The 24,373-nt window shown below is 68.6% G+C and carries 24 protein-coding genes and 2 tRNA genes; 10 read left to right on the forward strand and 16 right to left on the reverse strand.

The window, feature by feature from the left end; all coding sequences use genetic code 11:
• The first annotated feature begins 9 nt into the window (after positions 1-9).
• Entirely contained in the window at positions 10-585 is a 576-nt protein-coding gene (gene idi / locus ABQE89_RS08435; protein ID WP_448415847.1) for an isopentenyl-diphosphate Delta-isomerase, read from the forward strand.
• Here idi and ABQE89_RS08440 read toward each other — a convergent pair.
• From ABQE89_RS08440 to ABQE89_RS08490, 11 genes are all read right to left on the reverse strand, one after another.
• On the reverse strand, positions 527-787 hold the full coding sequence (locus ABQE89_RS08440; RefSeq protein ID WP_448415848.1) for a DUF3140 domain-containing protein: 261 nt from the start codon (positions 785-787) through the stop codon (positions 527-529). The two genes, idi and ABQE89_RS08440, sit on opposite strands and share 59 nt — an antisense overlap.
• Before the next feature lie 3 nt (positions 788-790).
• Entirely contained in the window at positions 791-1,003 is a 213-nt protein-coding gene (locus tag ABQE89_RS08445; protein ID WP_448415849.1) for a hypervirulence associated TUDOR domain-containing protein, read from the reverse strand.
• Between the two features lie 39 nt (positions 1,004-1,042).
• Complete coding sequence (locus ABQE89_RS08450; RefSeq protein ID WP_448415850.1) at positions 1,043-2,050, reverse strand: Rieske (2Fe-2S) protein; 1,008 nt, start codon at positions 2,048-2,050, stop codon at positions 1,043-1,045.
• Positions 2,041-3,573: an FAD-dependent oxidoreductase gene (locus ABQE89_RS08455; RefSeq protein ID WP_448415851.1), complete on the reverse strand. Its 1,533-nt coding sequence runs from the start codon at positions 3,571-3,573 to the stop codon at positions 2,041-2,043. The genes ABQE89_RS08450 and ABQE89_RS08455 overlap by 10 nt, the downstream gene beginning before the upstream one ends.
• A complete protein-coding gene (locus tag ABQE89_RS08460; RefSeq protein ID WP_448415852.1) occupies positions 3,570-4,292 on the reverse strand; it encodes a class I SAM-dependent methyltransferase in 723 nt (240 codons plus the stop codon). The genes ABQE89_RS08455 and ABQE89_RS08460 overlap by 4 nt, the downstream gene beginning before the upstream one ends.
• The gene (locus ABQE89_RS08465) at positions 4,289-4,618 is read right to left on the reverse strand and encodes a lycopene cyclase domain-containing protein (RefSeq protein WP_448415853.1); all 330 of its coding nucleotides are present in this window, start codon (positions 4,616-4,618) and stop codon (positions 4,289-4,291) included. Before ABQE89_RS08465 ends, ABQE89_RS08460 begins: the two co-directional genes overlap by 4 nt.
• On the reverse strand, positions 4,615-4,962 hold the full coding sequence (locus ABQE89_RS08470) for a lycopene cyclase domain-containing protein (protein ID WP_448415854.1): 348 nt from the start codon (positions 4,960-4,962) through the stop codon (positions 4,615-4,617). The genes ABQE89_RS08465 and ABQE89_RS08470 overlap by 4 nt, the downstream gene beginning before the upstream one ends.
• 2 nt (positions 4,963-4,964) lie before the next feature.
• Positions 4,965-5,906, reverse strand: a complete 942-nt coding sequence (locus ABQE89_RS08475) for a phytoene/squalene synthase family protein (RefSeq protein WP_448415855.1) — start codon at positions 5,904-5,906, stop codon at positions 4,965-4,967.
• Entirely contained in the window at positions 5,903-7,420 is a 1,518-nt protein-coding gene (gene crtI / locus ABQE89_RS08480) for a phytoene desaturase family protein (RefSeq protein ID WP_448415856.1), read from the reverse strand. The genes ABQE89_RS08475 and crtI overlap by 4 nt, the downstream gene beginning before the upstream one ends.
• A complete protein-coding gene (locus ABQE89_RS08485; protein WP_448415857.1) occupies positions 7,420-8,568 on the reverse strand; it encodes a polyprenyl synthetase family protein in 1,149 nt (382 codons plus the stop codon). Before ABQE89_RS08485 ends, crtI begins: the two co-directional genes overlap by 1 nt.
• A gap of 157 nt (positions 8,569-8,725) precedes the next feature.
• A complete protein-coding gene (locus ABQE89_RS08490) occupies positions 8,726-10,156 on the reverse strand; it encodes a phytoene desaturase family protein (protein WP_448415858.1) in 1,431 nt (476 codons plus the stop codon).
• A gap of 54 nt (positions 10,157-10,210) precedes the next feature.
• Here ABQE89_RS08490 and serA point away from each other — a divergent pair, with 54 nt between their 5' ends.
• Both serA and ABQE89_RS08500 read left to right on the forward strand, forming a co-directional pair.
• Positions 10,211-11,797 (forward strand): phosphoglycerate dehydrogenase, encoded by a 1,587-nt coding sequence (gene serA, locus ABQE89_RS08495; protein WP_448415859.1) that lies wholly within the window; start codon positions 10,211-10,213, stop codon positions 11,795-11,797.
• A complete protein-coding gene (locus ABQE89_RS08500) occupies positions 11,794-12,804 on the forward strand; it encodes a 3-isopropylmalate dehydrogenase (RefSeq protein ID WP_448415860.1) in 1,011 nt (336 codons plus the stop codon). The genes serA and ABQE89_RS08500 overlap by 4 nt, the downstream gene beginning before the upstream one ends.
• A 6-nt stretch (positions 12,805-12,810) precedes the next feature.
• On the opposite strand, the gene ABQE89_RS08505 is transcribed toward ABQE89_RS08500, so the two are convergent.
• Positions 12,811-13,962: an MFS transporter gene (locus ABQE89_RS08505; protein ID WP_448415943.1), complete on the reverse strand. Its 1,152-nt coding sequence runs from the start codon at positions 13,960-13,962 to the stop codon at positions 12,811-12,813.
• Between the two features lie 155 nt (positions 13,963-14,117).
• Here ABQE89_RS08505 and ABQE89_RS08510 point away from each other — a divergent pair, with 155 nt between their 5' ends.
• The 4 genes from ABQE89_RS08510 to ABQE89_RS08525 all read left to right on the forward strand — a co-directional run bounded on the left by ABQE89_RS08510 (position 14,118) and on the right by ABQE89_RS08525 (position 16,714).
• A complete protein-coding gene (locus ABQE89_RS08510) occupies positions 14,118-14,915 on the forward strand; it encodes a fumarylacetoacetate hydrolase family protein (protein ID WP_448415861.1) in 798 nt (265 codons plus the stop codon).
• Complete coding sequence (gltX, locus tag ABQE89_RS08515; RefSeq protein ID WP_448415862.1) at positions 14,912-16,390, forward strand: glutamate--tRNA ligase; 1,479 nt, start codon at positions 14,912-14,914, stop codon at positions 16,388-16,390. The genes ABQE89_RS08510 and gltX overlap by 4 nt, the downstream gene beginning before the upstream one ends.
• Before the next feature lie 118 nt (positions 16,391-16,508).
• Positions 16,509-16,583 (forward strand) — tRNA-Gln (locus ABQE89_RS08520).
• Between the two features lie 58 nt (positions 16,584-16,641).
• Positions 16,642-16,714, forward strand: a tRNA-Glu gene (locus ABQE89_RS08525).
• A gap of 26 nt (positions 16,715-16,740) precedes the next feature.
• Here the strand turns inward: ABQE89_RS08525 and ABQE89_RS08530 are convergent.
• On the reverse strand, positions 16,741-17,442 hold the full coding sequence (locus ABQE89_RS08530; RefSeq protein WP_448415863.1) for an IclR family transcriptional regulator: 702 nt from the start codon (positions 17,440-17,442) through the stop codon (positions 16,741-16,743).
• Positions 17,443-17,480: 38 nt separating this feature from the next.
• On the opposite strand from ABQE89_RS08530, the gene leuC reads away from it, so the two are divergent.
• The 3 genes from leuC to ABQE89_RS08545 all read left to right on the forward strand — a co-directional run bounded on the left by leuC (position 17,481) and on the right by ABQE89_RS08545 (position 20,382).
• Positions 17,481-18,941: a 3-isopropylmalate dehydratase large subunit gene (gene leuC / locus ABQE89_RS08535; RefSeq protein WP_448415864.1), complete on the forward strand. Its 1,461-nt coding sequence runs from the start codon at positions 17,481-17,483 to the stop codon at positions 18,939-18,941.
• A gap of 12 nt (positions 18,942-18,953) precedes the next feature.
• Positions 18,954-19,547 (forward strand): 3-isopropylmalate dehydratase small subunit, encoded by a 594-nt coding sequence (gene leuD / locus ABQE89_RS08540; protein ID WP_448415865.1) that lies wholly within the window; start codon positions 18,954-18,956, stop codon positions 19,545-19,547.
• A gap of 202 nt (positions 19,548-19,749) precedes the next feature.
• Entirely contained in the window at positions 19,750-20,382 is a 633-nt protein-coding gene (locus ABQE89_RS08545) for an HU family DNA-binding protein (protein ID WP_448415866.1), read from the forward strand.
• 72 nt (positions 20,383-20,454) lie between these two features.
• Here the strand turns inward: ABQE89_RS08545 and mutT1 are convergent, their stop codons facing one another.
• The 3 genes from mutT1 to cofC are packed head-to-tail and all read right to left on the reverse strand — an operon-like array spanning position 20,455 to position 24,352.
• Positions 20,455-21,396: an 8-oxo-(d)GTP phosphatase MutT1 gene (gene mutT1, locus ABQE89_RS08550; RefSeq protein ID WP_448415867.1), complete on the reverse strand. Its 942-nt coding sequence runs from the start codon at positions 21,394-21,396 to the stop codon at positions 20,455-20,457.
• A 48-nt stretch (positions 21,397-21,444) separates the two neighbouring features.
• Positions 21,445-23,643, reverse strand: coding sequence for an RNA degradosome polyphosphate kinase (locus ABQE89_RS08555; protein ID WP_448415868.1), 2,199 nt, complete (start codon positions 23,641-23,643; stop codon positions 21,445-21,447).
• Positions 23,644-23,698: 55 nt separating this feature from the next.
• Entirely contained in the window at positions 23,699-24,352 is a 654-nt protein-coding gene (gene cofC / locus ABQE89_RS08560; RefSeq protein WP_448415869.1) for a 2-phospho-L-lactate guanylyltransferase, read from the reverse strand.
• Positions 24,353-24,373: the final 21 nt, after the last annotated feature.

The following is a 24,373-nucleotide window of genomic DNA, read 5'->3' on the forward strand; positions in this document are numbered from 1 at the left end:
GTGCACCCGATGACATCCGCCGATGAGTCCGTGGTCCTTCTCGACGAGGACGGCCGACACATCGGCAGCGCCGCCAAGACCGCCGTGCACCACGCGGCGACCCCGCTGCACCTGGGGTTCTCCTGCTACCTGTTCGACGACGCCGGCCGCGTGCTGTTGACCCGCCGGGCCCTCGGCAAGCGGACCTGGCCGGGCGTGTGGTCGAACTCGTTCTGTGGCCATCCGGCGCCCGGCGAACACGTCGACGACGCGGTGCGCCGCCGCGCCCGCCAGGAACTCGGTGTCGCGATCGGTGCCCCGACCTGCGTGCTGCCCGACTTCCGCTACCGCGCGGTGGCCGCCGACGGCACCGTGGAGAACGAGATCTGCCCGGTGTTCGTGGCGCGTCTCGACGAGCAGATCGACGCCGACCCGCGCGAGGTCATGGACTGGATGTGGGTGACCTGGGCGCAGCTGCGGTCGACGGCCGGCCTGCCGTGGTCGATCAGCCCATGGGCGATCCAACAGATCCCGCTGCTGGAGGCCGCTACTTGTTCGGGTCGTGGCCCCAATTCATCAGCGAGTAGCGCCACGCCGATTCGGTGACGTCGCCTGACGGGCGCTGTGCCAGATGGCGCCGGGCGTAGTTAACCACCTTGCGCATGTGCGCGTAGTCACCGCCGGATTTCTGTCCGACATCCTTGGATTGCGGTGTGTCCAACCATTTTTCGAGCTCACTCGCCGTCATGTTCACGGTGTCGCCGAATTCGTCATAGATGGCGGTGTCGTCGGCTGCGGTGTCGGACATGGGTTACTCGGCCTTTTCCAGCGCATCGGGTTTGTGCACCGCGTCGCGCCCGCTGTTGTCGCTGCGCACGCGGTACTGCGGATCCTCGGGGCTTGCGCGCACGGTGCGGCCCGCTGCTTCGGTGTCGCTGGTGATCTTCTCCTGCACGGTGCCGGTGACGGTGGTGCCGTGGGTTTTCCACCGCACCGCGTCGCCCTTGCTGAATTCCTCGGTCATCAGAGCCGGATACCCGACGTGCCGGCCGGAAAACGCCGATCAGGTCCGAGTCCGTAGGTGATACAGCCGCTCGGCGTAGGCCAGGTCGTCGCGCCACAACCGGGCCGCCGCACGGCGCATGAACGGGGTGATCAGCGCGGCGCCGCGCAGCGAGAACGCGAACCCGGGCCGGTCGGAATGGGCGATGACGGCCTCCACCACCGCGGTGCGCGGCAGCCCGTCGGGGCCGGGGCCCAGCGGCGTGGCGTGCGTCTCGACCACGCTGCCCGCGCCCTCCCCGTCGACGATCCGCATGACGATCGCGCGGGGTTCGGGGCTGGTGAACTCCGCCACCACCGGAACGCCCAGCCGCCCGATCCGGAACGTGACCGCGACGAGGAAGCGGTCGGCGTCGTCGTCCAGGTCGTCGTCGGGGGCCGGGGAGTCCAGCACCTCCAGCCGGGTGAACGAGTACGGGTGAAACCAGGAGCCGTGCCACGGATCGAGGCGATTGGCGATGACATCGCGAGGCTCGCAGGTCCCCACGAGTCGCGCCACCGCCGACAGCCGCGCACCCTGCGGGCGGCGGGGCAGCACGGGCCGGTCGGTCGCGGCTTCGCGGCCGACGGCGTCCAGACGCACCCACGCGAGCACCCCGTCGTCATACGCCGGGTACGCCCGCCAGCCGCGCACCCGGTCACCGTCGAAACGCAAACCGTGCCAGGGGCAGATCAGCACGCCGCAGTCCACGGTGCCGGTGGTCAGGTCGGCGCCCAGGTGGGGACAGGCTGCGGGCCCGATCGTCAGCGCGCCGTCCGGACCGCGCCAGGTGACCAGTTCCACGCCGCCGACCGACGCGGCGACCGGCCGTCGGGTGATCGTCTCGCTCGCGGCGAAGGCATACCAGTTTCCGCTCGGTCTGCGTTGAGAGCGGCGCAGCGCCGCATTGATCACCGCGGGGTCGGCGTCCTGGTAGGTGGGCCGCTGGCGCGCCCACGCGGTGCGCGGAAGCATTTGGAACGGCGACGTTTTCGCCAGCCGTGAGGTCACCTCGGTGATCACGCCCATGACTGCTGCCGCCTTTCGCGGGTGGCCAGGCCGCGCAGCAGCGCCGAGCGGCCCTGGGTGGGCACGCTGTGCAACTCGTGGCCGCGGATGCCGAAGCGCGACAACAACACGTTGGCCGCCGACCACCCGGTGGTGGCGGCGCGTTCCATCAGCGCGACGGGAAGATCGATTCGGATGCCGTCACCGGCGAGCACCAGCCCGTCGTGCGGCGTGGCCACGGTCGGCCGGTCGGCGAAATCCCCCGGCGCGAAGCGGGGACAGTCCTCGCGGCACAGCACCCGTTCGGCGACCACGTTCGCCTTGCGCGTCTCCGGATAAAGCTCGTGCAGTCGGGCCAGCAGGTCCTGCCGCACGCCGTCGGGACTGCCGGTGAGGGCATACGAGTGCAGTTCGACCACCGAGCCGCCGGTGCGACGCGACCAGTCGGCGGCCTCGCGCTCGTAGCGTTCGAGCACGCTGACATTGTCCAGCGGTGGCCGACCGCCCGTCCCGAGGAACGCGGCGCGGTCGGGTCGGGTGTGGCGGTCCAGCCAGAGTCGCTGCACGACGAACGGCGCCGCGGTGCGCAGCGCCGCGACCTTAGCTCGCCAGCCGGCCTCGCCGAGCCCGCCCGAGTTCGCCACAATCCGTTGTAGCGCGGCCACATCGGTGGCCAGCACCACCGCGTCGGCGATGTATTCGTCGCCGCCCGCGGTGCGCACTGTGAACCGCGGCCCGGTGCGCACCTCGGTCACCGGTGCGCCGGTGTGCACGCCAACCCCCTGTGACTCCAGATAGCATCGCAGCGGATTCCACAGGGCCACATCGAAATTCGCGTTTGCCACATCGAAGGCGAGTCCCTCGCTGGAGCCCAGGAAGTAGATGTGGAACATGGTGGCGAGCTCGGCGGCGGACAACTCTTCGGGTCGAGAGAAGAAGCTGCGGGAGAACACCTCGAACGCGAGGTGTCGTGCCGCCTCGGGGAAGTTGATGTCCCGCAGGAAGGTGTCGGCGTCGTGGTGGTCGAGGTCTCGGTAGATCTGCGGAACCGAGACGGCCGCAAGCGGCGCCGCGGCGCGGGCGTTGAGCCCGACCAGGTCGCGGAGTCGGAACGTGGGACTGCGCAACGCGAAAGCCATCGCGTTCCACGGCGGGTTTCGCGGCAGGCCCCGAAACGAGTCGCGCCTACCCTCGGCGTCGACGAGCGGATAGTCCGGCACCGGGGTCAGCATCCCCAGTGTGGGATCAGTGCGGCGCAACAGCTTTCGTAGGTTGTAGTACTGCCGGAAGAAGGCGTGAAACCCGCGATTCATCGCGACCGGCGTGTCGTCGTCGAGCCGTTCGGTCCAGCCGCCGACGCGCCCGCCCAGGTAGGATTCGCGCTCGAGGACGTCGACGGTGACGCCGCGTTCGGCCAGTCCGGTGGCGGCGGACAGGCCTGCGATGCCCGCGCCAACGACCACCACGTGCGGCCGGCCCGCCAGCGCACCCGCGTCCGGCGCTCCGGCGGGGGCGGGACGGGTGACGCGCCGCGGATCGCTCATCGAGGTGCCTCGGCGAGGAAGGTGTGCACGATGTTGCGTTGCCAGCCGGGCATGGTGGCACTGCGGATATCGGTGAACCCGTTGCGCTGCAGGCGGGTACGAAATTCGTCGACACCGTCGAACCGATTCACGCTGCGCCGCAGATAGCGGTAGAGCGACGCGTCGCCGCTGCGCAGCCGACCGCTCGGGATGATGACCGTCGCACACACCGCGTTCCACACCACGCGGGCCAACCGCGAGTCACGCACCGAGTAGTCGTGCACCGCCAGTGTGGCCCCCGGGGCCAACAGCGACAGAAACCTGCGCAACTGTGCGTCCGGGTCTGCCAGGTTGCGCACGAGGTAGGCGGCGAAGACGCCGTCGAACGGCCCGGCGACCCCGGCCTCGGCGAGATCTTCGATGCGGCTGTGCACGAACCGCACCCGCGCGGGCCACCGTTTGGTCCTCGCCTGGTCCAGCATGCCCGCCGAGCCGTCGACGGCGACGATCTCGGCGTGTGGCGCCGCCGCCAGCAGCGCCGCGGTCGACGCGCCGGTACCGCAGCCCGCATCGAGCAGGCGCAGGCCGCGCCCGGAGTCGGGCAGCCCCATGCGCTGCGCCGAGATCCGCAGGTGCGCGTGGTATCCCGGGTTCGCACCGACCAGGCTGTCGTAGGCGGACGCCCCGGCATCGAAGGCGGCGGGGATGTCGGCCGGTTCGCCGGTGTCTGCGCGCGTCACGGGCTCTGCCTCTGCGTCTCGCGCAGTCGTTGGCGTTCCCACAGCAGCAGCACCGCGGTCACCAGCGCCCAGCCGAACAGGAAGTCCTCGACGGGAATGTCGAACGGGAACCGGATTCCGCTGGTGTGCCGTTCGTCGTAGATCACGATCGGCGCGCTGAGTTTCGTCAACCAACCGTCGACGGGGACCTGAAAGGCCACCACGATGAGCATCGAGATCCAGTAGGCGGCTCGGCGGAACAACCCCGTGCGCAGCACCGCAAACTCCCACCCGATGACCGCGATCACCGCCAGCACCGCGGGCAGTGTGTAGCCCAACCCGGTCATGAGACGCGCTCCGATCGCGCGCGTGACCGTCGCAGCCAACCGAGCATCGTGTCGACGGCGTTGTAGGTCAGCAGCCCGCACAGCGGAATCACCACGAAGAACAACAGTTCCTCGATGGGCATGGGGATGCCGGGCACGTCGACCCCGGTCACATACCGCGGGTTGTAGGTCCATACGTCGGCGGTGATCGCGACGAGGTCCCAGACGACGAACACCGCGGCGACCGGGACGATGGCGGCCGCGGTGCGCCGAATCCGCCGGTACACGCCCGCGCCCAGCAATTCCAGTGGGGCGGTGATGGCCAGGCAGGCGGCGAGCACGATCAGGTAATGCCAGCGGTCCATCGTCACGCGCCCCGCGCCCGTGCGCACAGCGCCTTGAGCAGTCCGGCGCCGCCGACCCGGATGCGTCGCCCCGCGCCCACGGTGGCCCGCTGGCTGAACACCGCGAAGTCGATCTCCTCGATGCGGTCCAGGATCTCGGAGTACAACGTCAGGGCGGCGGCCACACACGGGCGCGACCGCGGCCGCAGATGGGAAATGCCCTGGCGGGCATAGTCATACACCCGTCTGTTGAGGGAATGCTGATCGGCCAGCGCCCGGCGGACCTTCTCGTCGGTGCGCTGGTTGGCGTGACACCACATCAGCCGATCCCGGTCGACGTCGTAGGCCGCCAACTCGTCGGCCGGTAGATAGACCCGGCCGCGCTGCAGGTCCTCGTCGACGTCGCGCAGGAAGTTGGTGAGTTGGAACGCCTTTCCGAGCGCCGCGGCGTACGGTGCGGCCTCGTCACGCGGTCCGACGGTGCCCAGCACCGGCAGCAACTGCAGACCGATCACCTCCGCGGAGCCGTACATGTAGCGGTTCAGCGCGGCCCGGTCCGGATAGTCGGTGACCGTCAGATCCATCCGCATCGACCCGAGGAAGTCGTCGAACAACTGCCAGGGGATGCCGTACCTGCGTGCGCAGTGCACGACCGCCGCCAGTGACGGATCGTCTTCGTCGTTGCCGCCCTGCACCAATCGGTCGAACAACCGCGTCGCGAGCCGCTGCAACCGGTCGGCACGCTCGGCCATGCTGACGACCGGGTCGAAATCGTCGAGGATGTCGTCGGCGCGCCTGGCGAACCCGTACAGCGCGTGCACGGCGGGCCGCTGCTCGGGCGCGAGCATCCGGGTGGCCAGGAAGAAGGTGCGGCCGTGTTCGGCGTTGATGGTGCGGCAGCGGCGATAGGCGTCGCGCAGGGCGGGGTCACGCACGCCCGCGGCGTCGAGTTCGGAACCGATCATGTTGGCACCACCTCGGTACGGGGCCGCCGTGTGGGCATTCCGGTGATCCGGTCGGCGGCCAGTCGGCCGGACATCAGGGCGGTCGGCACCCCGACGCCGGGCACCGTCGACGAACCGGCCAGTACCACGTTGGGGATACCGCGAACCGTGTTGGCCGGCCGGAACGGACCGGTCTGGGCGAAGGTGTGTGCCAGCGCGAACGGTGTGCCCGCCGCCATGCCCTGCCGCGCCCAGCCCGCCGGGTCGACGACGTGCAGGGTCTCGGCGTCCACCCCGGCCTGCGGTAGCCGGGCGGTGACGACGTCCAGCATCTGCTCGACGTAACTGGCGCCCGTTGACGACCAATCCACCTTGCCCACATCGAGATTGGGCGCCGGTGCCAGGACGTAGAGCAGATCGCGTCCGGCCGGCGCCAGGCTGGCGTCGCCGGCGGTGGGGCGGGTCACCAGCAGCGACGGGTCGGTCATCGACCGGCCGTCGTCGATGATGTCGGTGAACGTCTGCTCCCACGCCTCGCCGAACAGGATGGTGTGGTGGCCGACGGCGTGAGGGCCGGGTTCGACGGCGCGGCAGCCGATGTGGGCGACCACCGCCGACGGTGCCGGCCGAAGCCGAAGAACGCGCCGTGGCGTGCGGCCGAGCAGCCGGTAGGTGTCGGGCAGTTCGGTGGTCAGCACCACCGCGTCGGCCTCGATCCGCTCGCCGGATTCGGTGCCCACGGCGACCACCCGCCCGTGGCGGCGTTCGAGCGCGGTGACCGCGGAGTCGTAACGGAATTCGACGCCGGCATCGGTGGCCGCGGCGGCCAGCGCATCGGGCAGCGCGCGCATGCCGCCGCGCGGGAAGTAGACACCTGCGACGGTGTCCATGTAGGCGATGACGGCATAGACCGCCAGCGCCCGGTGCGGCGGCACACCGGCGTAGAGCGCCTGGAAGGTGAACACGCGGCGCAGTTTTTCGTCGGCGATGAACCGGCGCACCATCGTGTCCCACCGGCGGAAGCCGCCGATCGCCGCCAGGCGGGCCAGTTGCGGGGTGAGCAGCGACAGCGGGGAGTCGAAGTTCGACCCGATGAAACCGTCGAACTCGACCTGGTAGAGCTTGGTCAGCCAGGCCCGCAGGCGCAGATACCCGTCGGCCGCCGCGGCGCCCGCGAAGCGTTCGATCTCGGCGGCCATCGCGTCGCCGTCGCTGTGCACGTGCAGCGCGCTGCCGTCGGCGAACGACGCGCGGTAGGCGGGTTCCACGGCAACCAGGTCCAGCCGGTCGTGGGTGGATTCGCCGACCGCGGCGAAGGTGTCGTCGATGATGTCGGGCATCGTCAGCACCGTCGGCCCGGTGTCGAGCCGGTAGCCGTCGATGTCGAGTCGGCCGACGCGGCCGCCGGGATGCGCGCCGCGCTCCACGACGGTGACCGCGCGGCCCCGACCCGCCAGGTGCAGGGCGGCGGACAGCCCGGCCAGTCCGGCGCCGACGACCACCACCCGATCGGTGCTGCCCTCGACGGTGCGCATCACGCGGCCCGCTCGGTGCAGGCCGCGGCCATCTGCGTCAGCGCGGAGCGGGTCAGCGGTGTCAGCTCCGCGGCGTCGATCAGGTCGCGTGCCCGGTCCAGACGCGAATCAATCTGCGCCTCAACGAATTCCACGGCACCAGAGGCGACGATCAGGGTGCGCCAGCGGTCGACGTCGGCGGCGCCGAGGTTTCTGGCGCTCATCAGTTCGGTCAGCTGACGGCGCAGCGACGCGTCGGCCAGGTGATAGGCGGCCACCACCACGCTGGTGGCCTTGTGCTCGGCCAGATCGCTGCTCGCCGGTTTGCCGGTGACCGCGGGCGCACCGAAGATGCCCAGCACGTCGTCGCGCAGTTGGAACGCCTCACCCACCGCTTCGCCGTACCCCCCGATCAGCGAAAGGGTGTTCTGATCACATCCCGCCATCGCCGCCCCGATCTCCAGTGGCCTGCGCACGGTGTAGTTCCCCGATTTGCGCCGCAGCACGTCGAGCACCCGGTCCCAGGCCGGGAACTCGGCCGCGTCGTTGACGAGGTCGGCGAACTGCCCGACCGCGAGTTCGGTGCGCATGGCGTCGTATCGCGGCCACGCCCGCGCCAGCGCAGTGCTGTCCAGTCCGCTTTCGCGCAGCATCTGTTGTGCCCACACCAGACACAGGTCGCCGAGCAGCACGGCGGCCGACTCGCCGAAGCGCTCCGAGCGTCCCGCCAACATGCGTTCGCGGTGCCACTGCGCGAACGTGACGTGGGCCGCGGGGCGGCCGCGGCGCAGCGCCGCACCGTCCATCACGTCGTCCTGTAACAGCGCGAAGGCGTGCAGCAGTTCGAAACTGGCGGCGGCGCGCAGTGCGCACGGGTCGTCCTCGGCGCCGCACAACCAGCCCAGGTAGGTGAATGTCGAACGCACACACTTACCGCCGTCGACGAACCCGACGAGCACGTCGGCGGCGATGTCGACCCGGGCATCGGCCAGATCGACCGCGCACCGGTCGGCGACGAAATCGGTCACCGCGGCCAGTGCCGCTCGGCGAAAGCTTTCCCGCCAGGCGTCGAAGGAAGTGCTCAGCAACCTCGGCAGGTAATCAGCGCAATGGGCAGGCGCCGCGAACGCCAGCACCGGCGCACGCGTGGGTCCGTTGATGCCGCTCAACCGGCGCCCTTCCTCGGTCGGATGACGTCGGATCCGCCCAAAGCCGGATCTCTCGGATCTATCGGGGTTTACCCGGATCGGTCTTTCTCAATCCGGCACCACCAGCAGTACCCCGTCGACGCATCGGTTATGCATCGAAAAAGCGACGTGGGGTGGCTCAGGGGGAGACGCTGGGCGTCTTGTCGATGCCGAACTCGCGGCGCAGTACCGCGCGGGCGGCGTAGTAGCCCGACATTCCGTGCACACCACTACCGGGCGGGGTCGCCGACGAACACAGGTAGACCTGGGGAATCGGCGTGGTCCACGGCACCACGCGCGGAGTCGGGCCGACGAGTGCGTGAAAGAGCGTGTTGCCGCCGACGCCGATGTCGCCGCCGACCAGGTTGGCGTTGTGCTCGGCCAGCCGGGCCGCCGGGATCGACCGCGCGGCCACCACGATGTCGCGGAATCCGGGCGCAAACCGTTCGAAGATCTCGGTGATGGCCTCGGTCTGGTCGGCGGGTGATCCCGACGGCACATGTGCATACGTCCACAGCGGACGTCGTCCCGCAGAATCCACGCGTGCCGGATCGGCGAGATGAGGCAGCGCTGCCAGCACCATCGGCCACTGCGCGTGTCGTCCCGCCGCCACTTCGCGCTCGGCGAGCGCCATCTGCTCGCGGGTGCCACCCATGTGCAACGTCGGGGCGTCGGCCAACCGCGCATCCGTCCACGGGATGTCGTCGGAGAGCACGAAGTCCACCTTCGCGACACCTGCGCCGAATGCGTAGCGGCGCAGCGCGTTGGCGTACCTGCCCGGCATCCGGTCGCCGTAAATCGACAGCAGCGCGGTCGGGGCGGTGTCGAAAAGCGTTACTCCGCTTGGTGGTTCAGTGATCTCCTGGCGCGCGGTGACGGTGCCGCCGTGCGCACGCAGGTCGGCGATCAGCGCGTCGGAGATGGCCTGGCTGCCGCCGACCGGGATCGGCCAGCCCACGGTGTGTGCGAGCATCGCCAGCATCAGACCCGCGCCGGTGCTGACAAACGACGGCAGTTCCGAGATGGCGTGTGCGGCAACGCCGGTGAACAAGGCACGGGCGTCGTCACCGGACAGCCGGCCCCACAGCGCGGTGCCGTGCACGAGCATCCGCCGCCCGATCGCGATCGCGGCGACCGGATCGGTCGGAATCGAGCGCTTGTCGCCGAGCAGCAGGTCGATGACCGACCGGTCGCGGTCGGTCAAGGGGCCGAGCAGCCGGCGCCAGGACTGACCGTGCTCGAGTTCGGCGCAGGTGCGGTCCAGGTCGTGATAGCCGATCGCCGCCGCCCGCCCCGGCAGGGGGTTGGCGTAGGAGATCTCGGGCACCCGCAGCGCCACCCCCCGGGCGGGCAGATCGAACTCGGCCAGAAACGGCGAAGCGAGCGCGAGCGGATGGACGGCCGAGCAGATGTCGTGCGAGACGCCTGAGAACTCGGGGTCGGGCAGCGTGCGCGCACCGCCGCCCAGGGTGGGCTGCGCCTCGAACACCTGCACCGACAGCCCCGCGCGAGCACAGATGACGGCCGCGGCCAGCCCGTTGGGTCCGCTGCCGACAACCGTGACGTCCACGCCCGCGATTCTCCCGCCCTCCGCCCGGTTGAAACTGCCCATTAGTCTGACCGCGTGAGTCTTCCTGTTGTTTTGATCGCCGACAAGCTGGCCGAGTCGACCGTCGCCGCCCTCGGTGACCAGGTGGAGGTCCGCTGGGTCGACGGCCCGGATCGACCCAAACTGCTGGCCGCGGTGCCGGACGCCGACGCCCTGCTGGTGCGCTCGGCCACCACGGTGGACGCCGAGGTGCTCGCCGCGGGCCCCAAGCTCAAGATCGTGGCCCGGGCCGGGGTGGGGCTGGACAACGTCGACGTGGACGCCGCCACTGCGCGCGGTGTGCTGGTGGTCAACGCCCCGACGTCGAACATCCACAGCGCCGCCGAACACGCGCTGGCCCTGATGTTGGCGGCGGCCCGCGAGATCCCGGCAGCCGATGCGTCGCTGCGGGAGCGCACCTGGAAGCGGTCCCAATTCTCGGGCACCGAGATCTTCGGCAAGACCGTCGGCGTGGTCGGGCTCGGCCGGATCGGGCAGTTGGTCGCCCAGCGGCTGGCAGCCTTCGGCACCCACGTGGTGGCCTACGACCCCTACGTGTCCGCGGCCCGCGCCGCCCAGCTCGGCATCGAGCTGTCGACCCTCGACGAGCTGCTGGGCCGCGCCGACTTCATCTCCGTGCACCTGCCCAAGACGCCCGAGACGGCCGGATTGATCGGTGCGGAGGCGCTGGCCAAGACCAAGCCCGGGGTGATCATCGTCAATGCCGCGCGCGGCGGGCTGATCGACGAGGACGCGTTGGCCGCCGCGGTGACGTCCGGGCACGTGCGCGCCGCGGGGCTCGACGTGTTCGCCAAGGAGCCGACGACCGAGAGCCCGCTGTTCGACCTGCCCCAGGTGGTGGTGACCCCGCACCTCGGCGCTTCGACACGCGAGGCGCAGGACCGGGCCGGCACCGACGTCGCCAAGAGCGTGAAGCTGGCGCTGGCCGGGGAGTTCGTGCCCGACGCGGTCAACGTCGGCGGCGGCGTCGTGGGGGAGGAGGTCGCCCCGTGGCTGGACCTGGTTCGCAAGCTCGGCCTGCTGGTCGGAGTGCTCAGCGAGGAACTCCCGGTGTCACTGTCGGTGCAGGTGCGCGGGGAACTTGCCGCCGAAGATATTGAGGTGCTCAAACTTTCGGCGCTGCGCGGACTGTTCTCGGCCGTCGTCGAGGACCCGGTGACCTTCGTCAACGCCCCGGCGATCGCCGCCGAACGTGGTGTACAGGCCGACATCACCACCGCCACCGAGAGCCCCAACCACCGCAGCATGGTCGACGTGCGGGCGGTGTACGCCGACGGGACCACCGCCAACGTGGCGGGCACGCTGACCGGTACCCAGTTGGTCGAGAAGATCGTCCAGATCAACGGGCGCAACTTCGACCTGCGGGCCGAGGGGGTCAACCTGATCGTCAACTACGCCGATCAACCGGGCACCCTCGGCAAGATCGGCACCCTGCTGGGCGCCGCCGACATCAACATCCATGCCGCCCAGTTGAGCGAGGACGCCGAGGGTCCGTACGCGACGATCCTGATGCGCGTCGACCGTGATGTGCCCGCCGACGTGCGCGACGCGATCACCCGGGCCGTCGACGCCAACCTGCTGGAAGTGGTTGACCTCTCGTGAAACTCGCAGTCATCGCAGGCGACGGCATCGGTCCGGAGGTGGTCGGCGAGGCCCTCAAGGTGCTCGACGCCGTGCTTCCCGGGGTGGCGAAGACGGAATACGACCTCGGGGCGAGGCGCTACCACGCCAGCGGTGAGGTGCTTCCGGACTCGGTGCTGGCCGAATTGCGCACCCACGACGCGATCCTGCTCGGGGCCATCGGCGATCCGTCGGTGCCCAGCGGTGTGCTCGAACGCGGTCTGCTGCTGCGCATCCGCTTCGAATTCGACCATCACATCAACCTGCGGCCCGGCCGGCTGTATCCGGGGGTGCGCAGCCCGTTGGCCGGTGATCCCGACATCGACTTCGTCGTGGTCCGCGAGGGCACCGAGGGCCCCTACACCGGGACCGGGGGCGCGATCCGGGTGGGCACCGCCAACGAAGTCGCCACCGAGGTGAGCGTCAACACGGCGTTCGGGGTGCGCCGCGTGGTGCACGACGCGTTCCGCCGGGCCCAGCAGCGGCGCAAGCACCTGACGCTGGTGCACAAGAACAACGTGCTGACGTTCGCGGGCGCGTTGTGGTGGCGCACCGTGCAGGAGGTGGCGCGCGACTACCCCGACGTCGAGATCGCCTATCAGCACGTCGATGCCGCGACCATCCACCTCGTCACCGATCCCGGGCGCTTCGACGTGATCGTCACCGACAACCTGTTCGGCGACATCGTCACCGACCTGGCCGCCGCGGTCTGCGGCGGGATCGGATTGGCGGCCAGCGGCAATATCGATGCGACGCGGACGAATCCGTCGATGTTCGAACCGGTGCACGGCAGCGCACCCGACATCGCCGGACAGGGCAAGGCCGACCCGACGGCCGCGATCATGTCGGTCGCCCTGTTGCTGGCCCACGTCGGTGAGACCGATGCGGCCGCTCGGGTCGACAAGGCCGTCGAGGCACACCTGGCCACCCGCGGCGACGAGGCGCTGTCCACCGCCGCCGTCGGTGAGCGGATCGCCGCGAATCTCTAGCGCGGCTTACCCGTCCTTCGGCGCGGGTTCGACGGGAACGACGGGCGTGGCAAGCAGCGGAAGAACCGCGCACGCCGCGAACGCGACCGGATAGCCGGCCGCCCCGATCAGCGCGCCGAACAGCGGGGCCGATGCAGCCGAAGCCAGGTGTTGGGTGGTGTTCTGGGCGCCGAGCGCCCGTCCGCTCCAAAACGGGCCGGCGATCTCGGCGATCGCGGTGAACGCCAATCCGTTGTCGGACACCGTGATCACCGAGGCGATGATCATCATCGCCACGCTGACCGGCGAGTCCAGCCAGTCTGTCAGCGCCAGCAGTGCCATCGCGAGCGCCGCTGACAGCGCGACCGCGCGGATCGGGCGCAGTCGCGAGCCCACCAGATCCGACCAACGGCCCGCGGCCACCCGCCCGGCGGCGCCGAGCACCTGCGCGGCGGTCACCGTCGCGCCCGCCGACGCGGCCGACCATCCACGCTCGGTCATCAGCCAGACCAACGTGAACGTCCACAGCACCGCCTGTGGCACCACCAGCAGCACCGAAACCGCGTGAATCCGCGCCAACACCGTCGATCCCCGGTAGGGGTTGGCCAGATCTTCGGCAGGCGCCTCCGATCGCGGGGGGCGCGGTGGATCGACCACGGCCACCGCGCACACCACCGCGGAGACCGCGCACACCGCCGCCGGGAAGAGCAGAGCCGCTGAGACACCGTGGCTTTCGGCCACCCGGGGGATGACCAGCGCGCCCACCCCCACTCCCAGCGGGGTGGCTGTCTGCCGGATGCCCATCACCAGACCGCGCTGGCGGGCCGGAAACCAGCCGACCACCAACCGCCCACTGGCCGAATTGCTGGAGGCGGCGGCCATTCCGCCGAGCAGCAGGAAGGTCCCGACCGCGAACAACGATTCCACCGAGGCCGCCGCGAACGCCGCCGCCGCGATCAGGGCCGAACCCAGCGACAGCGCCAGGCGCTCACCGACACGGTCGACCACATAACCCCATGCGATCAGCGTGATCACCAGGCCGAAGCCGGGCATCGACGACAGCAGGCCGGCCGCCGCGAGATCGAGGCCGCGCTCGTTGTGCAGGGTCGGTATGAGAAACGCCACACCGTTGATGAACACGTTCGCGCTGGTGGTCGTCGACAGCGCGATCACGAGCATCGACCAGCGCCTCGCGGCGCCGGTCGACGGGGTGGTCACCGGCTCATCGTCGCACAAGGATCTCACACTGCTGAATATGTATTCCATATACTGAGATGCGCTCATCCTCGGGAGCGGTGGTTCCGACGAAAAACAGCGCCGATTAGGCTGGCCGCATGCGTCTTGGTCGAATCGCCAGCCCCGACGGGGTCGCCTTCGTCAGCATCGAGGGGCCCGCCGATGACCCCGGCCAGGCGGTGGCCCGAGAGATCGCCGAGCACCCGTTCGGCACCCCGGACTTCACCGGCAGGCAGTGGCCGCTGGCCGACGTGCGACTGCTGGCCCCGATCTTGGCCAGCAAGGTCGTGTGCATCGGGAAGAACTACGCCGCACACGTGGCCGAGATGGCCGCCGCGGGCGGCGGGGAGTTCTCCGACCCGGTCATGTTCATGAAGCCGAACACCGCGATCATCGGCCCGAATGTGCCGATCCAACTGCCCGCCGACGCCGATCCCGTGCATTTCGAGGGTGAACTCGCCGTGGTCATCGGCAGGCCGTGCAAGGACGTTCCCGCCGCGCGGGCCGCCGACAGCATCCTCGGCTACACCATCGGCAACGACGTGTCGGCGCGCGACCAGCAGAAGAAGGACGGGCAGTGGACCAGGGCCAAGGGACACGACACGTTCTGCCCGATCGGGCCGTGGATCGACACCACGCTGGACCCGGCCGATCTGGAGTTGCGCACCGAGGTCAACGGTGAGGTCAGACAACGCAGCCGAACCTCGTTGATGATCCACGACATCGGAGCGATCGTGGAATGGGTCTCGGCGGTGATGACGTTGCTGCCCGGCGACCTGATCCTGACCGGCACACCCGAGGGCGTCGGCCCCATCGAGCACGGCGACACCGTTGCCATCACCGTCGAAGGTCTCGGCACGCTTACCAATCCCGTTGTGCGTAAAGGAAAGTCATGAGCGAATCGGTGCGAGTGCGGTTCTGCCCCTCCCCGACGGGCACACCTCACGTCGGCCTCGTGCGCACGGCGTTGTTCAACTGGGCCTACGCCCGCCACACCGGTGGCACATTCGTGTTCCGGTTGGAGGACACCGACGCCCAGCGCGACAGCGAGGAAAGCTATCTGGCACTGCTGGATGCCCTGAACTGGCTGGGCCTGGACTACGACGAAGGCCCCGACATCGGTGGGCCGCATGCCCCGTACCGGCAGTCCGAGCGCGGCGAGATCTACGGCGACGTGCTTGAGCGCCTGCTGGCCGCGGGGGAGGTGTACGAGGCGTTCTCGACGCCGGAGGAAGTGGAGGCCCGGCATCGGGCCGCAGGCCGAAATCCCAAGCTGGGCTACGACAACTTCGACCGCGACCTCACCGACGCACAGCGGGCGGCTTTTCGCGACGAGGGCCGCAGGCCGGTGCTGCGGCTGAGAATGCCCGACGAGGACATCGGCTGGAATGATCTGGTCCGCGGTGAGACCAACTTCGCGGCGGGGGTGATCCCCGATTTCGCGTTGACCCGGGCCAGCGGAGATCCGTTGTACACGTTGGTCAACCCGGTGGACGACGCGTTGATGAAGATCACCCACGTGCTGCGCGGTGAGGACCTGCTGTCCTCCACACCGCGTCAGATCGCGCTGTACCGGGCGCTCATCCGGATCGGTGTGACCGACAGTGTGCCCGAGTTCGCTCACCTGCCAAGCGTTCTCGGGGAGGGCAACAAGAAGTTGTCCAAGCGCGATCCGCAGTCCAACCTGTTCGCCCATCGCGACCGGGGGTTCATCCGCGAAGGGTTGCTGAACTACCTGGCGCTGCTGGGTTGGGGCATCGCCGACGACCGCGACGTGTTCACCCTCGACGAGATGGTGGCCGCATTCGACGTCGTCGACGTCAACTCCAACCCGGCCCGGTTCGACGAGAAGAAGGCCGAGGCCATCAACGCCGAACACATCCGGCGCCTGCCCGAACAGGACTTCACCGCGCGGTTGGCGGCCTACTTCGCCGACCACGGGTACGACACCGGGCTGACCGACGAGCAGTTCGCGGAGGCCGCCAAGCTGGTGCAGACGCGCATCGTGGTGCTCGGCGACGCGTGGCAGCTGTTGAAGTTCCTCAACGACTCCGAGTTCAGCCTCGACGAGAAGGCCGCGGCCAAGGAATTGCGCGGCGAGGCCGCGGCGGTGCTGGACGCCGCGTTGAGCGCGCTGGAAGGCGTGCAGCCGTGGAACACCGCCGGCATCGAAATAGGACTCAAGGCCGCGTTGTTGGAGGGTATGGCGCTCAAGCCGCGCAAGGCGTTCGGTCCGGTGCGGGTGGCCGCGACGGGAGCGTCGGTCAGCCCGCCGCTGTTCGAGTCGTTGGAACTGCTGGGGCGCGACCGCAGCCTGCACCGGTTGCGTGCGGGCCGGGACCGGGCGGCGGCCGCGGCGACGGAGGCCTGAGAAGGCGGCCGCGGATCTTTGGTAGTCTGCACGTCGGTCCGACACGACGGATGTGGGCTTCCCAGCCGATCGGCGGACCGCAAGAAAAAGCCTGTGACCTGCGGTTACGGGCTGCCAATGGGGTATGGTGTAATTGGCAACACAGCTGATTCTGGTTCAGCCGTTCTAGGTTCGAGTCCTGGTACCCCAGCCAGTCGGGCAATTATGCCGGCTTTCCCTCCTGGGCTATGCTGGCTGTCCGACACGTTCTGGCCCCCGTCGTCTAGCGGCCTAGGACGCCGCCCTCTCACGGCGGTAGCGTGGGTTCGAATCCCATCGGGGGTACAAAATCCGCATTCGTGCGGTGTATTTCACAGTCGGCGCGTCAACGCGTCGGCCGCCGCCAGAAGATCCGCTGCCCAACGCGCACCGGGGCGACGGCCCATCCGGTCGATGGGTCCTGACACCGACACCGCGGCGACCACCGCGCCACGGCCGTCGCGCACCGGCGCCGAGACGCTGGCCACTCCCGATTCGCGCTCGGCGACGCTCTGTGCCCAACCGCGCCTGCGGACTTCGGCCAGGGTTCGCTCGGTGAACTTCGCGGCGGGCAGCACCGCCTGTTGCGTCGCCTCGTCGGCATAGGCCAACAGCACCTTGGCGCCGGACCCCGCCGTCATCTCCAGCCTGGTACCGACGGGCACGGTATCGCGAAGCCCCGCAGGTGGTTCCAGCGCCGCCACGCAGATGCGTGAGGTGCCCTCCCGGCGGTAGAGCTGCACGCTCTCGCCGGTGAGCTCGCGCAGCCGCGGCAGCACCACTGCGCCCGCGGCCAACAGCGGATCGTTGACGTGCGCGGCCAGTTCGGTCAGCGCGGGGCCCAGTCGCCACCGGCCGTCGCCGTCACGGGCCAGCAGCCGGTGGGTCTGCAAACCCGCGGCCAGCCGGTGCGCCGTGGCCCGGGGCAGGCCGGTGCGGTCACACAACTCGGCCAGCCCGCACGGCGAGTCGGCGACCGCGTGCAGTACTCCCACCGCTTTGTCGAGAACGCCGATGCCGCTATCCTGTCTCATAAGGAGATACTAGCTTCCCAGATTGTGAGATAGACAAAATGGCCACCGAGATTGCCGACGCGTCCCGCGCGCGTACCGAACAGCCGCGCACGCTGGCCGAGAAGGTGTGGGACGACCACGTCGTCGCGCTGGGGGAGGGCGAGGGCGCAGCGCGCCAGCCGGATCTGATCTACATCGATCTGCACCTCGTGCACGAAGTGACCAGCCCGCAGGCCTTCGACGGGCTTCGGCTCAACGGTCGCGCCGTCCGCAGGCCGGATCTGACGATCGCCACCGAGGACCACAACGTGCCCACCATCGACATCGACAAGCCGATCGCCGATCCGGTCTCGCGCGTGCAGGTCGAAACGCTGCGACGCAACTGCGAGGAATTCGGCATCCGGCTGCACCCGATGGGTGACGCCGAACAGGGCATCGTGCACATCATCGGACCCCAGTTGGGGCTGACCCAGCCCGGGATGACGATCGTGTGCGGCGACAGCCATACCTCGACGCACGGTGCGTTCGGTGCGTTGGCGATGGGCATCGGCACCTCGGAGGTCGAGCACGTGCTCGCGACACAGACGCTGCCGCTGCGGCCGTTCAAGACCATGGCGGTCAACGTCGACGGTGAACTGCCCGCCGGCGTCAGCGCCAAGGACGTCATCCTCGCGGTGATCGCGAAGATCGGCACCGGTGGCGGGCAGGGCCACGTCATCGAATACCGCGGCAGCGCCATCGAATCGCTGTCGATGGAGGGCCGCATGACGATCTGCAACATGAGCATCGAGGCCGGGGCGCGCGCGGGCATGGTGGCACCTGATGAGATCACCTACGAATATCTGCGGGGCCGCCCGCACGCGCCGCAGGGCGCCGACTGGGACGCCGCGGTCGAGGCTTGGAACCGGCTGCGCACCGACGACGGCGCGCAGTTCGACACCGAGGTCTACCTCGACGCCTCGACGTTGAGCCCGTTTGTGACGTGGGGCACCAACCCCGGTCAGGGTGTGCCGCTGTCGGAGTCGGTGCCCGATCCCGAATTGATTTTCGACGAGGGTGAGCGCCTGACCGCCGAGAAAGCATTGACCTACATGGATCTTCGGCCTGGACAGGCGATGCGTGACATCGCGGTGGACACCGTGTTCGTCGGCTCGTGCACGAACGGCCGCATCGAGGATCTGCGGGTGGTCGCCGACGTGTTGCGCGGCCGCAGGGTCGCCGACGGTGTGCGGATGCTCATCGTTCCCGGTTCGCTGCGGGTGCGGGCCCAGGCCGAATCAGAGGGTCTCGGTGAGATCTTCGCCGCCGCAGGCGCGGAATGGCGGCAGGCCGGATGTTCGATGTGTCTGGGGATGAATCCAGATCAGCTCTCCCCGGGCCAGCGCTGCGCATCGACGTCGAATCGAAACTTCGAGGGCAGGCAGGGTAAGGGCGGCCGGACCCATCTCGTCTCACCGGCGGTCGCCGCCGCCACCGCCATTCGCGGGACCTTGTCCTCACCCGCGGATCTGACCGACTGACAGGAGATCGTCATGGAAGCTTTTCGCACGCACACCGGGATCGGCGTTCCGTTGCGCAGGTCCAACGTGGACACCGACCAAATCATCCCGGCCGTCTATTTGAAGCGCGTCACCCGAACGGGTTTCGAGGACGGTCTGTTCGCGCAGTGGCGGACCGATCCGACATTCGTGCTGAACCTGGCGCCGTTCGACCGGGGGTCGGTGTTGGTGGCAGGACCTGACTTCGGTACCGGTTCGTCACGAGAGCACGCGGTTTGGGCTCTGATGGACTACGGCTTCCGGGTCGTGATCTCGTCCCGCTTCGCCGACATCTTCCGGGGCAACGCGGGCAAGGCCGGCCTGCTCGCGGCGGAGGTGGCCCAAGACGATGTCGAAATTCTGTGGAAGCTGCTCGAGGAGCATCCCGGCATGGAAATCACTGTGAATCTTCAAGATCGGAATGTTATCGCCGGAACGGTCATGGTGCCGTTCAGGATTGACGACTACACGGCCTGGCGGCTGCTCGAAGGACTCGACGATATAGGCCTTACGCTGCGAAAACTCGACCATATCGAGACTTATGAGGCCCGCCGTCAGAGCTGGAAGCCGCGCACGTTGCCTGCCTGACATAACAATCACCGCGACTCGAATCTTCGCGCTTGGCGCCGGTTCTCCGGACACCCCGTAGGAGCTCAAGTGGGGCAAGCGGATTGAAAAAGTTCGCCACAGAGGCCCTGAAATTGCGCGTGGCTCTTGGAAATCACTGGTAGTTGGGTTTACCGTGTCCTCTAGTCGGTCCAAAAAGGACCACTGGCTTCGGAGGTTTTGCATGAACAAGGCAGAGCTGATCGACGTACTCACAGAGAAGCTCGGCACGGATCGTCGGACGGCAACCAATGCAGTGGAGAACGTTGTCGACACGATTGTCCGTGCGGTCCACAAGGGTGACAGCGTCACCATTACGGGCTTCGGTGTGTTCGAACAGCGTCGTCGTGCGGCACGCGTCGCGCGCAATCCACGTACGGGCGAGACGGTCAGAGTCAAGCCCACATCGGTGCCGGCATTCCGGCCCGGCGCACAGTTCAAGGCGGTTGTCTCTGGGGCGCAGCGCCTCCCGGCGGAGGGCCCCGCGGTCAAGCGTGGCGTGACGGCCGGCACGGCCAGGAAGGCGGCCAAGAAGACCGCCAAGAAGGCCGCGGCGAAGAAGACGGCCAAGAAGGCCGCAGCCAAGAAGACGGCCAAGAAGGCAGCGGCCAAGAAGACCGTCAAGAAGGCAGCAGCCAAGAAGGCGACCAAGCGGACTGCGGCCAAGAAGACCGCCAAGAAGGCCGCGGCCAAGAAGACCGCCAAGCGCAGTCCGGCCAAGAAGACCGCGAAGAAGGCCGCGGCCAAGAAGACCGCCAAGCGCAGCCCGGCCAAGAAGGCTGCGAAGCGGGCACCGGCCAAGAAGGGTCGCCGGTAAGTTCTCCGCTCAGGCACGCCGCGGGTTCTCGATACCCGCGGCGTGTCTGTGTGTTTCAGGAGTTCGGGGCGCTCACGTCTGCGCGGCCAGCGGAGGGCCCAGATGGTCGGCGGCGACCAGACGTCCGTCGTGCATCGACATCACCCAGGTGCTGCCCTTGCGGTTGAGGGACTTGTCTGGGCGTACGCCGTCGCGCTGGCACCACCACTGGACGAGATCCGGAATCACCTTGCCCTGGGTGGAGATCACCGGGGTGCCGCCGGCGGCGGCGATCTCGAGGACGCGGTGGCGGGCCGACTTTCGGTCCTTGGCGTAGGCCTCCTCGCTGAGCAGCGGTTCGCTGTGGATCGTCGTGCCCAGTTTTCGCGCCAACGGTTCGACGGTCTGCACGCAGCGCGCCCGGTCGGCGGCGTGGATGGTGTCCGCGCCGAACGCGAGCAATTGGCCGACGAGGCATTCGGCCTGTTCGCGTCCGTGCTTGTCGAGCGGACGCTCGCGGTCGTCGCCCTGGTAGCGAGATTTGCTGCCCGCGGTCCCGTGCCGGACGATCAGTACGGTGTTCGTACCGATGGGCCCTTTGAGGAAGCGACGTAACACCTTTCGGTCCTGCGGATAGCCGAGCTCTCGCATGGCGGCGGCGGCGGGTAGCCACTTGAGTTCGTCGACTTCGTCGTTCGGTGCGAATTCACCGCTGACGGCCCGCGCCGCCCAGTAGCGCACCTTCTTGACGCCTTGTTCGATCGGATAGCTGACGGCGGCGAGCCTGCGGCCGAGGTGGGCGGTGTAGCCGGTCTCCTCAGCGACTTCACGCACGGCGGTGACGGGTTCGGTTTCGCCCGGGTCGACTTTGCCTTTGGGCAGTGACCAGTCGTCGTAGCGCGGGCGGTGAATGATCGCCACCTCGACGTGGTCGTCGCGATCACCCGGCCGCCACAGCACCGCGCCCGCGGCGCGCACGGTCTCGATCCCGGAAGTCGCGTCGGGCGTAGGCTCCTTCGACGTCTCCTTCGACAACTCATCTCCTGCCGATCATCGGGACCCGACCGCTACTGCCGACCGACCTCACGGGTGCCTGCGACGTTCCATCAACCAGACCTGATGGTCGCGCACGGTCTGACCTTCGCGGGGCGAGGCCGTCCACCTGCCGTCCATGCCCAATTCCCAGCACCGGGTGGCCGGGTCGAGAGCGGACTCGAATATCGCGTTCAGTTCGGCGGTCAGCCTCGGGTCCTTGACCTGAGCCATCACCTCGACCCGCCGATCGAGGTTGCGGTGCATCATGTCCGCGCTGCCGATCCACAACTCGTCGATGGCCCGGAAGTGAAGGATGCGGGAATGCTCCAGGAAGCGGCCCAGTATCGAACGCACCGCGATGTTCTCGGAATACCCCGGTGCGCCCGGTCGCAGGGCGCAGATCCCGCGGACCACCACCTCGACGGGCACGCCCGCCTGCGAGGCGCGGTAGAGCGCATCGATCACCTGTTCGTCGACCAGGGCGTTGGCCTTCAGTCGAATACCCGATTCGGCACCGTCGAGTGTGGCGGCGATCTCCCGGTCGATCCGCTCGATGATGCCCTTGCGTACCCCCTGCGGCGCCACCAACAGGTTGCGGTAGGAGTCCTTGCGCGAATACCCGGTCAGCGAATTGAACAGGTCGGTGAGGTCCGCGCCGATGTCGGGCGCCGCGGTCAGCAGGCCGATGTCCTCGTACAACCGCGCGGTCTTGCTGTTGTAGTTGCCGGTACCGATGTGGCAGTAGCGCCGAATCGTCGAACCCTCACGGCGCACCACCATCGCGGTCTTGCAGTGCGTCTTGAGTCCCACCAACCCGTAAGCCACATGCACACCGGCCTGTTCGAGCTTGCGCGCCCACTTGATGTTGGCCTGCTCGTCGAAGCGGGCCTTGATCTCGACGAGCGCCACCACCTGCTTTCCCGCCTCGGCGGCGTCGATGAGGGCGTTGACGAGCGGGGAGTCACCCGAGGTGCGGTAGAGAGTCTGCTTGATCGCCAGCACGTTGGGATCGGCGGCGGCCTGTTCGATGAACCGCTGCACCGTGGTGGAGAACGAATCGTACGGGTGGTGCACGAGCACGTCGCCGTCGCGCAGCGTCGAGAAAATGCTCTTGGGGGTCTCGCGTTCGCCGAACGCCGGTGGGGTGGCGGGCACGAACGGCCGGTCCTTGAGCGCCGGCCGGTCCAGGTTGTAGATCTGCCAGAGCGCCGAAAGGTCGAGCAGTCCGGGCACCTCGATGACGTCGCCGGTGTCCACGTCGAGTTCGCGCAGCAGCAACTCGAGCATGCTTTCGGTCATGTCGTCGGAGACCTCAAGGCGCACAGGCGAACCGAAACGCCGACGGGCCAGCTCGCGCTCCAGCGCCTGCAGCAGATCCTCGTCGCGATCCTCCTCGACCTCGAAGTCCGCGTTGCGAGTGATGCGGAACGCGTGATGCTCGACGATCTCCATCCCGGGGAACAGCACCGGCAGAAACGCCGCGATCATCTCTTCCATCGGCAGGAACCGCACGATGTCCGAACCGTTCTCCCGGTGCGCGAGTTCGACGAACCGGTCGACGTTGTCGGGCACCTTGATCCGGGCGAAATGCTGTCCGCCGTCGTCGGGATGCTTCACGGTGACCGCGAGGTTCAGGCTCAGCCCGCTGACGAAGGGGAACGGATGAGCCGGATCGACGGCCAGCGGTGTCAGCACCGGAAAGACCTGCTCGTGAAAGTACGTGGAGAGCCGTGAGCGTTCCGCTGCATCCAGTTCGCTCCACGTGACGATCACGATGCCTTCGTCGGCCAGCGCGGGACGCACCGAGTCGAGGAACACGTGGGCGTGTCGGTCGGCGATCTGTTGGGTGCGCTCGTTGATGCGGCGCAACTGTTCGCGTGGCGACAGACCGTCGGCCGACCGCACCGACAGGCCCATCTCGTCGCGGCGTTTGAGCCCGGCCACCCGCACCATGTAGAACTCGTCGAGGTTGGAGGCGAAGATCGCAAGGAATTTCGCACGTTCCAGCAGCGGCAGCGATTTGTCGGCGGCCAGCGCCAGCACGCGGGAGTTGAAATCGAGCCAACTCAGTTCGCGGTTGAGGTAGCGGTCTTCGGGCAGCGCGTTCTCCACGGCGACCGGGGTGGCTGCCGGCGGTGCACCCGGCGCCGAATCCGGCGTTCCCGCGGAATCCGGCTTGCTCTGCCGCCCGCCCGCGGCGGTGGACTCGCCGTTCTCGACGGCAGTGCGGGCTTCGGCCTCGGTCATGTATCCGATGATTCCCTATCCACCGGTGGTCCTGCCACCGTGAACGGTCAAACGGTCAACTGCCGTTGACCTTGGCGCCGATGGCCCGCATCGTGGCGGCGCCCACCCCGAGCCGGCGGGCCGCCACCAGGTCCTCGGGGGTGTCGATGTCGCAGCGAAGGCCCGGCCAGGCCCCCGTCAGCTCCACCGCACCCGAACCGCGGTGGTGGCGGGCCGATTCAGGACCGAACCGCGGCTCCAGCGCGACGCCGAACGCGAGCAACGCCGTCGTGCCGGTGCCGTGCCGGTCGGCGACGAAGCCGCGCCGGTACTGGCGCGCCGCCGCAATGGCCTGGGCCAGTTCGTGTGACTGCAGAGCTGGCAGATCCCCCTGCAGCACAACAATATTCGGTGTCTGAGCGCGTATTTGGATTTCGGCTGCCGAGATCGCGTTGTTCAGCGGGTTGCGGTGACCCTGCGGGGTGGGGTCAGCGAGCACCTGCGCACCGAGTCGGCGCGCCGCGCCCGCAGCGACCTCGTCGGGGGTGACGACGGTGATTGCGCGCACCGCGGGTACCGCCGAAGCCGCGGTGATGGTGTCGATCAACATGGCCAGCACGACGTCCTCACGGGTGGCCGCCGAGAAGACCGGCGCCAGCCGCGTCTTGGCGATCGCGAGCCGTTTGACGGCGATCACCAGCCCGATATCGGCCTGCGATGACCCGCCCATGAGCGTCATCCTGCCAGCAGG

The sequence above is a fragment of the Mycolicibacterium sp. XJ1819 genome (genome assembly GCF_053483675.1).

Coding starts and splice junctions, on each gene's coding strand:
- idi (WP_448415847.1), top strand. CDS start 10: ATGACATCCGCCGATGAGTCCGTGGTCCTTCTCGACGAGGACGGCCGA.
- ABQE89_RS08440 (WP_448415848.1), bottom strand. CDS start 787: ATGTCCGACACCGCAGCCGACGACACCGCCATCTATGACGAATTCGGC.
- ABQE89_RS08445 (WP_448415849.1), bottom strand. CDS start 1,003: ATGACCGAGGAATTCAGCAAGGGCGACGCGGTGCGGTGGAAAACCCAC.
- ABQE89_RS08450 (WP_448415850.1), bottom strand. CDS start 2,050: ATGGGCGTGATCACCGAGGTGACCTCACGGCTGGCGAAAACGTCGCCG.
- ABQE89_RS08455 (WP_448415851.1), bottom strand. CDS start 3,573: ATGAGCGATCCGCGGCGCGTCACCCGTCCCGCCCCCGCCGGAGCGCCG.
- ABQE89_RS08465 (WP_448415853.1), bottom strand. CDS start 4,618: ATGACCGGGTTGGGCTACACACTGCCCGCGGTGCTGGCGGTGATCGCG.
- ABQE89_RS08470 (WP_448415854.1), bottom strand. CDS start 4,962: ATGGACCGCTGGCATTACCTGATCGTGCTCGCCGCCTGCCTGGCCATC.
- ABQE89_RS08475 (WP_448415855.1), bottom strand. CDS start 5,906: ATGATCGGTTCCGAACTCGACGCCGCGGGCGTGCGTGACCCCGCCCTG.
- crtI (WP_448415856.1), bottom strand. CDS start 7,420: ATGCGCACCGTCGAGGGCAGCACCGATCGGGTGGTGGTCGTCGGCGCC.
- ABQE89_RS08505 (WP_448415943.1), bottom strand. CDS start 13,962: ATGCTCGTGATCGCGCTGTCGACGACCACCAGCGCGAACGTGTTCATC.
- ABQE89_RS08510 (WP_448415861.1), top strand. CDS start 14,118: ATGCGTCTTGGTCGAATCGCCAGCCCCGACGGGGTCGCCTTCGTCAGC.
- gltX (WP_448415862.1), top strand. CDS start 14,912: ATGAGCGAATCGGTGCGAGTGCGGTTCTGCCCCTCCCCGACGGGCACA.
- ABQE89_RS08530 (WP_448415863.1), bottom strand. CDS start 17,442: ATGAGACAGGATAGCGGCATCGGCGTTCTCGACAAAGCGGTGGGAGTA.
- leuC (WP_448415864.1), top strand. CDS start 17,481: ATGGCCACCGAGATTGCCGACGCGTCCCGCGCGCGTACCGAACAGCCG.
- leuD (WP_448415865.1), top strand. CDS start 18,954: ATGGAAGCTTTTCGCACGCACACCGGGATCGGCGTTCCGTTGCGCAGG.
- ABQE89_RS08545 (WP_448415866.1), top strand. CDS start 19,750: ATGAACAAGGCAGAGCTGATCGACGTACTCACAGAGAAGCTCGGCACG.
- ABQE89_RS08555 (WP_448415868.1), bottom strand. CDS start 23,643: ATGACCGAGGCCGAAGCCCGCACTGCCGTCGAGAACGGCGAGTCCACC.
- cofC (WP_448415869.1), bottom strand. CDS start 24,352: ATGGGCGGGTCATCGCAGGCCGATATCGGGCTGGTGATCGCCGTCAAA.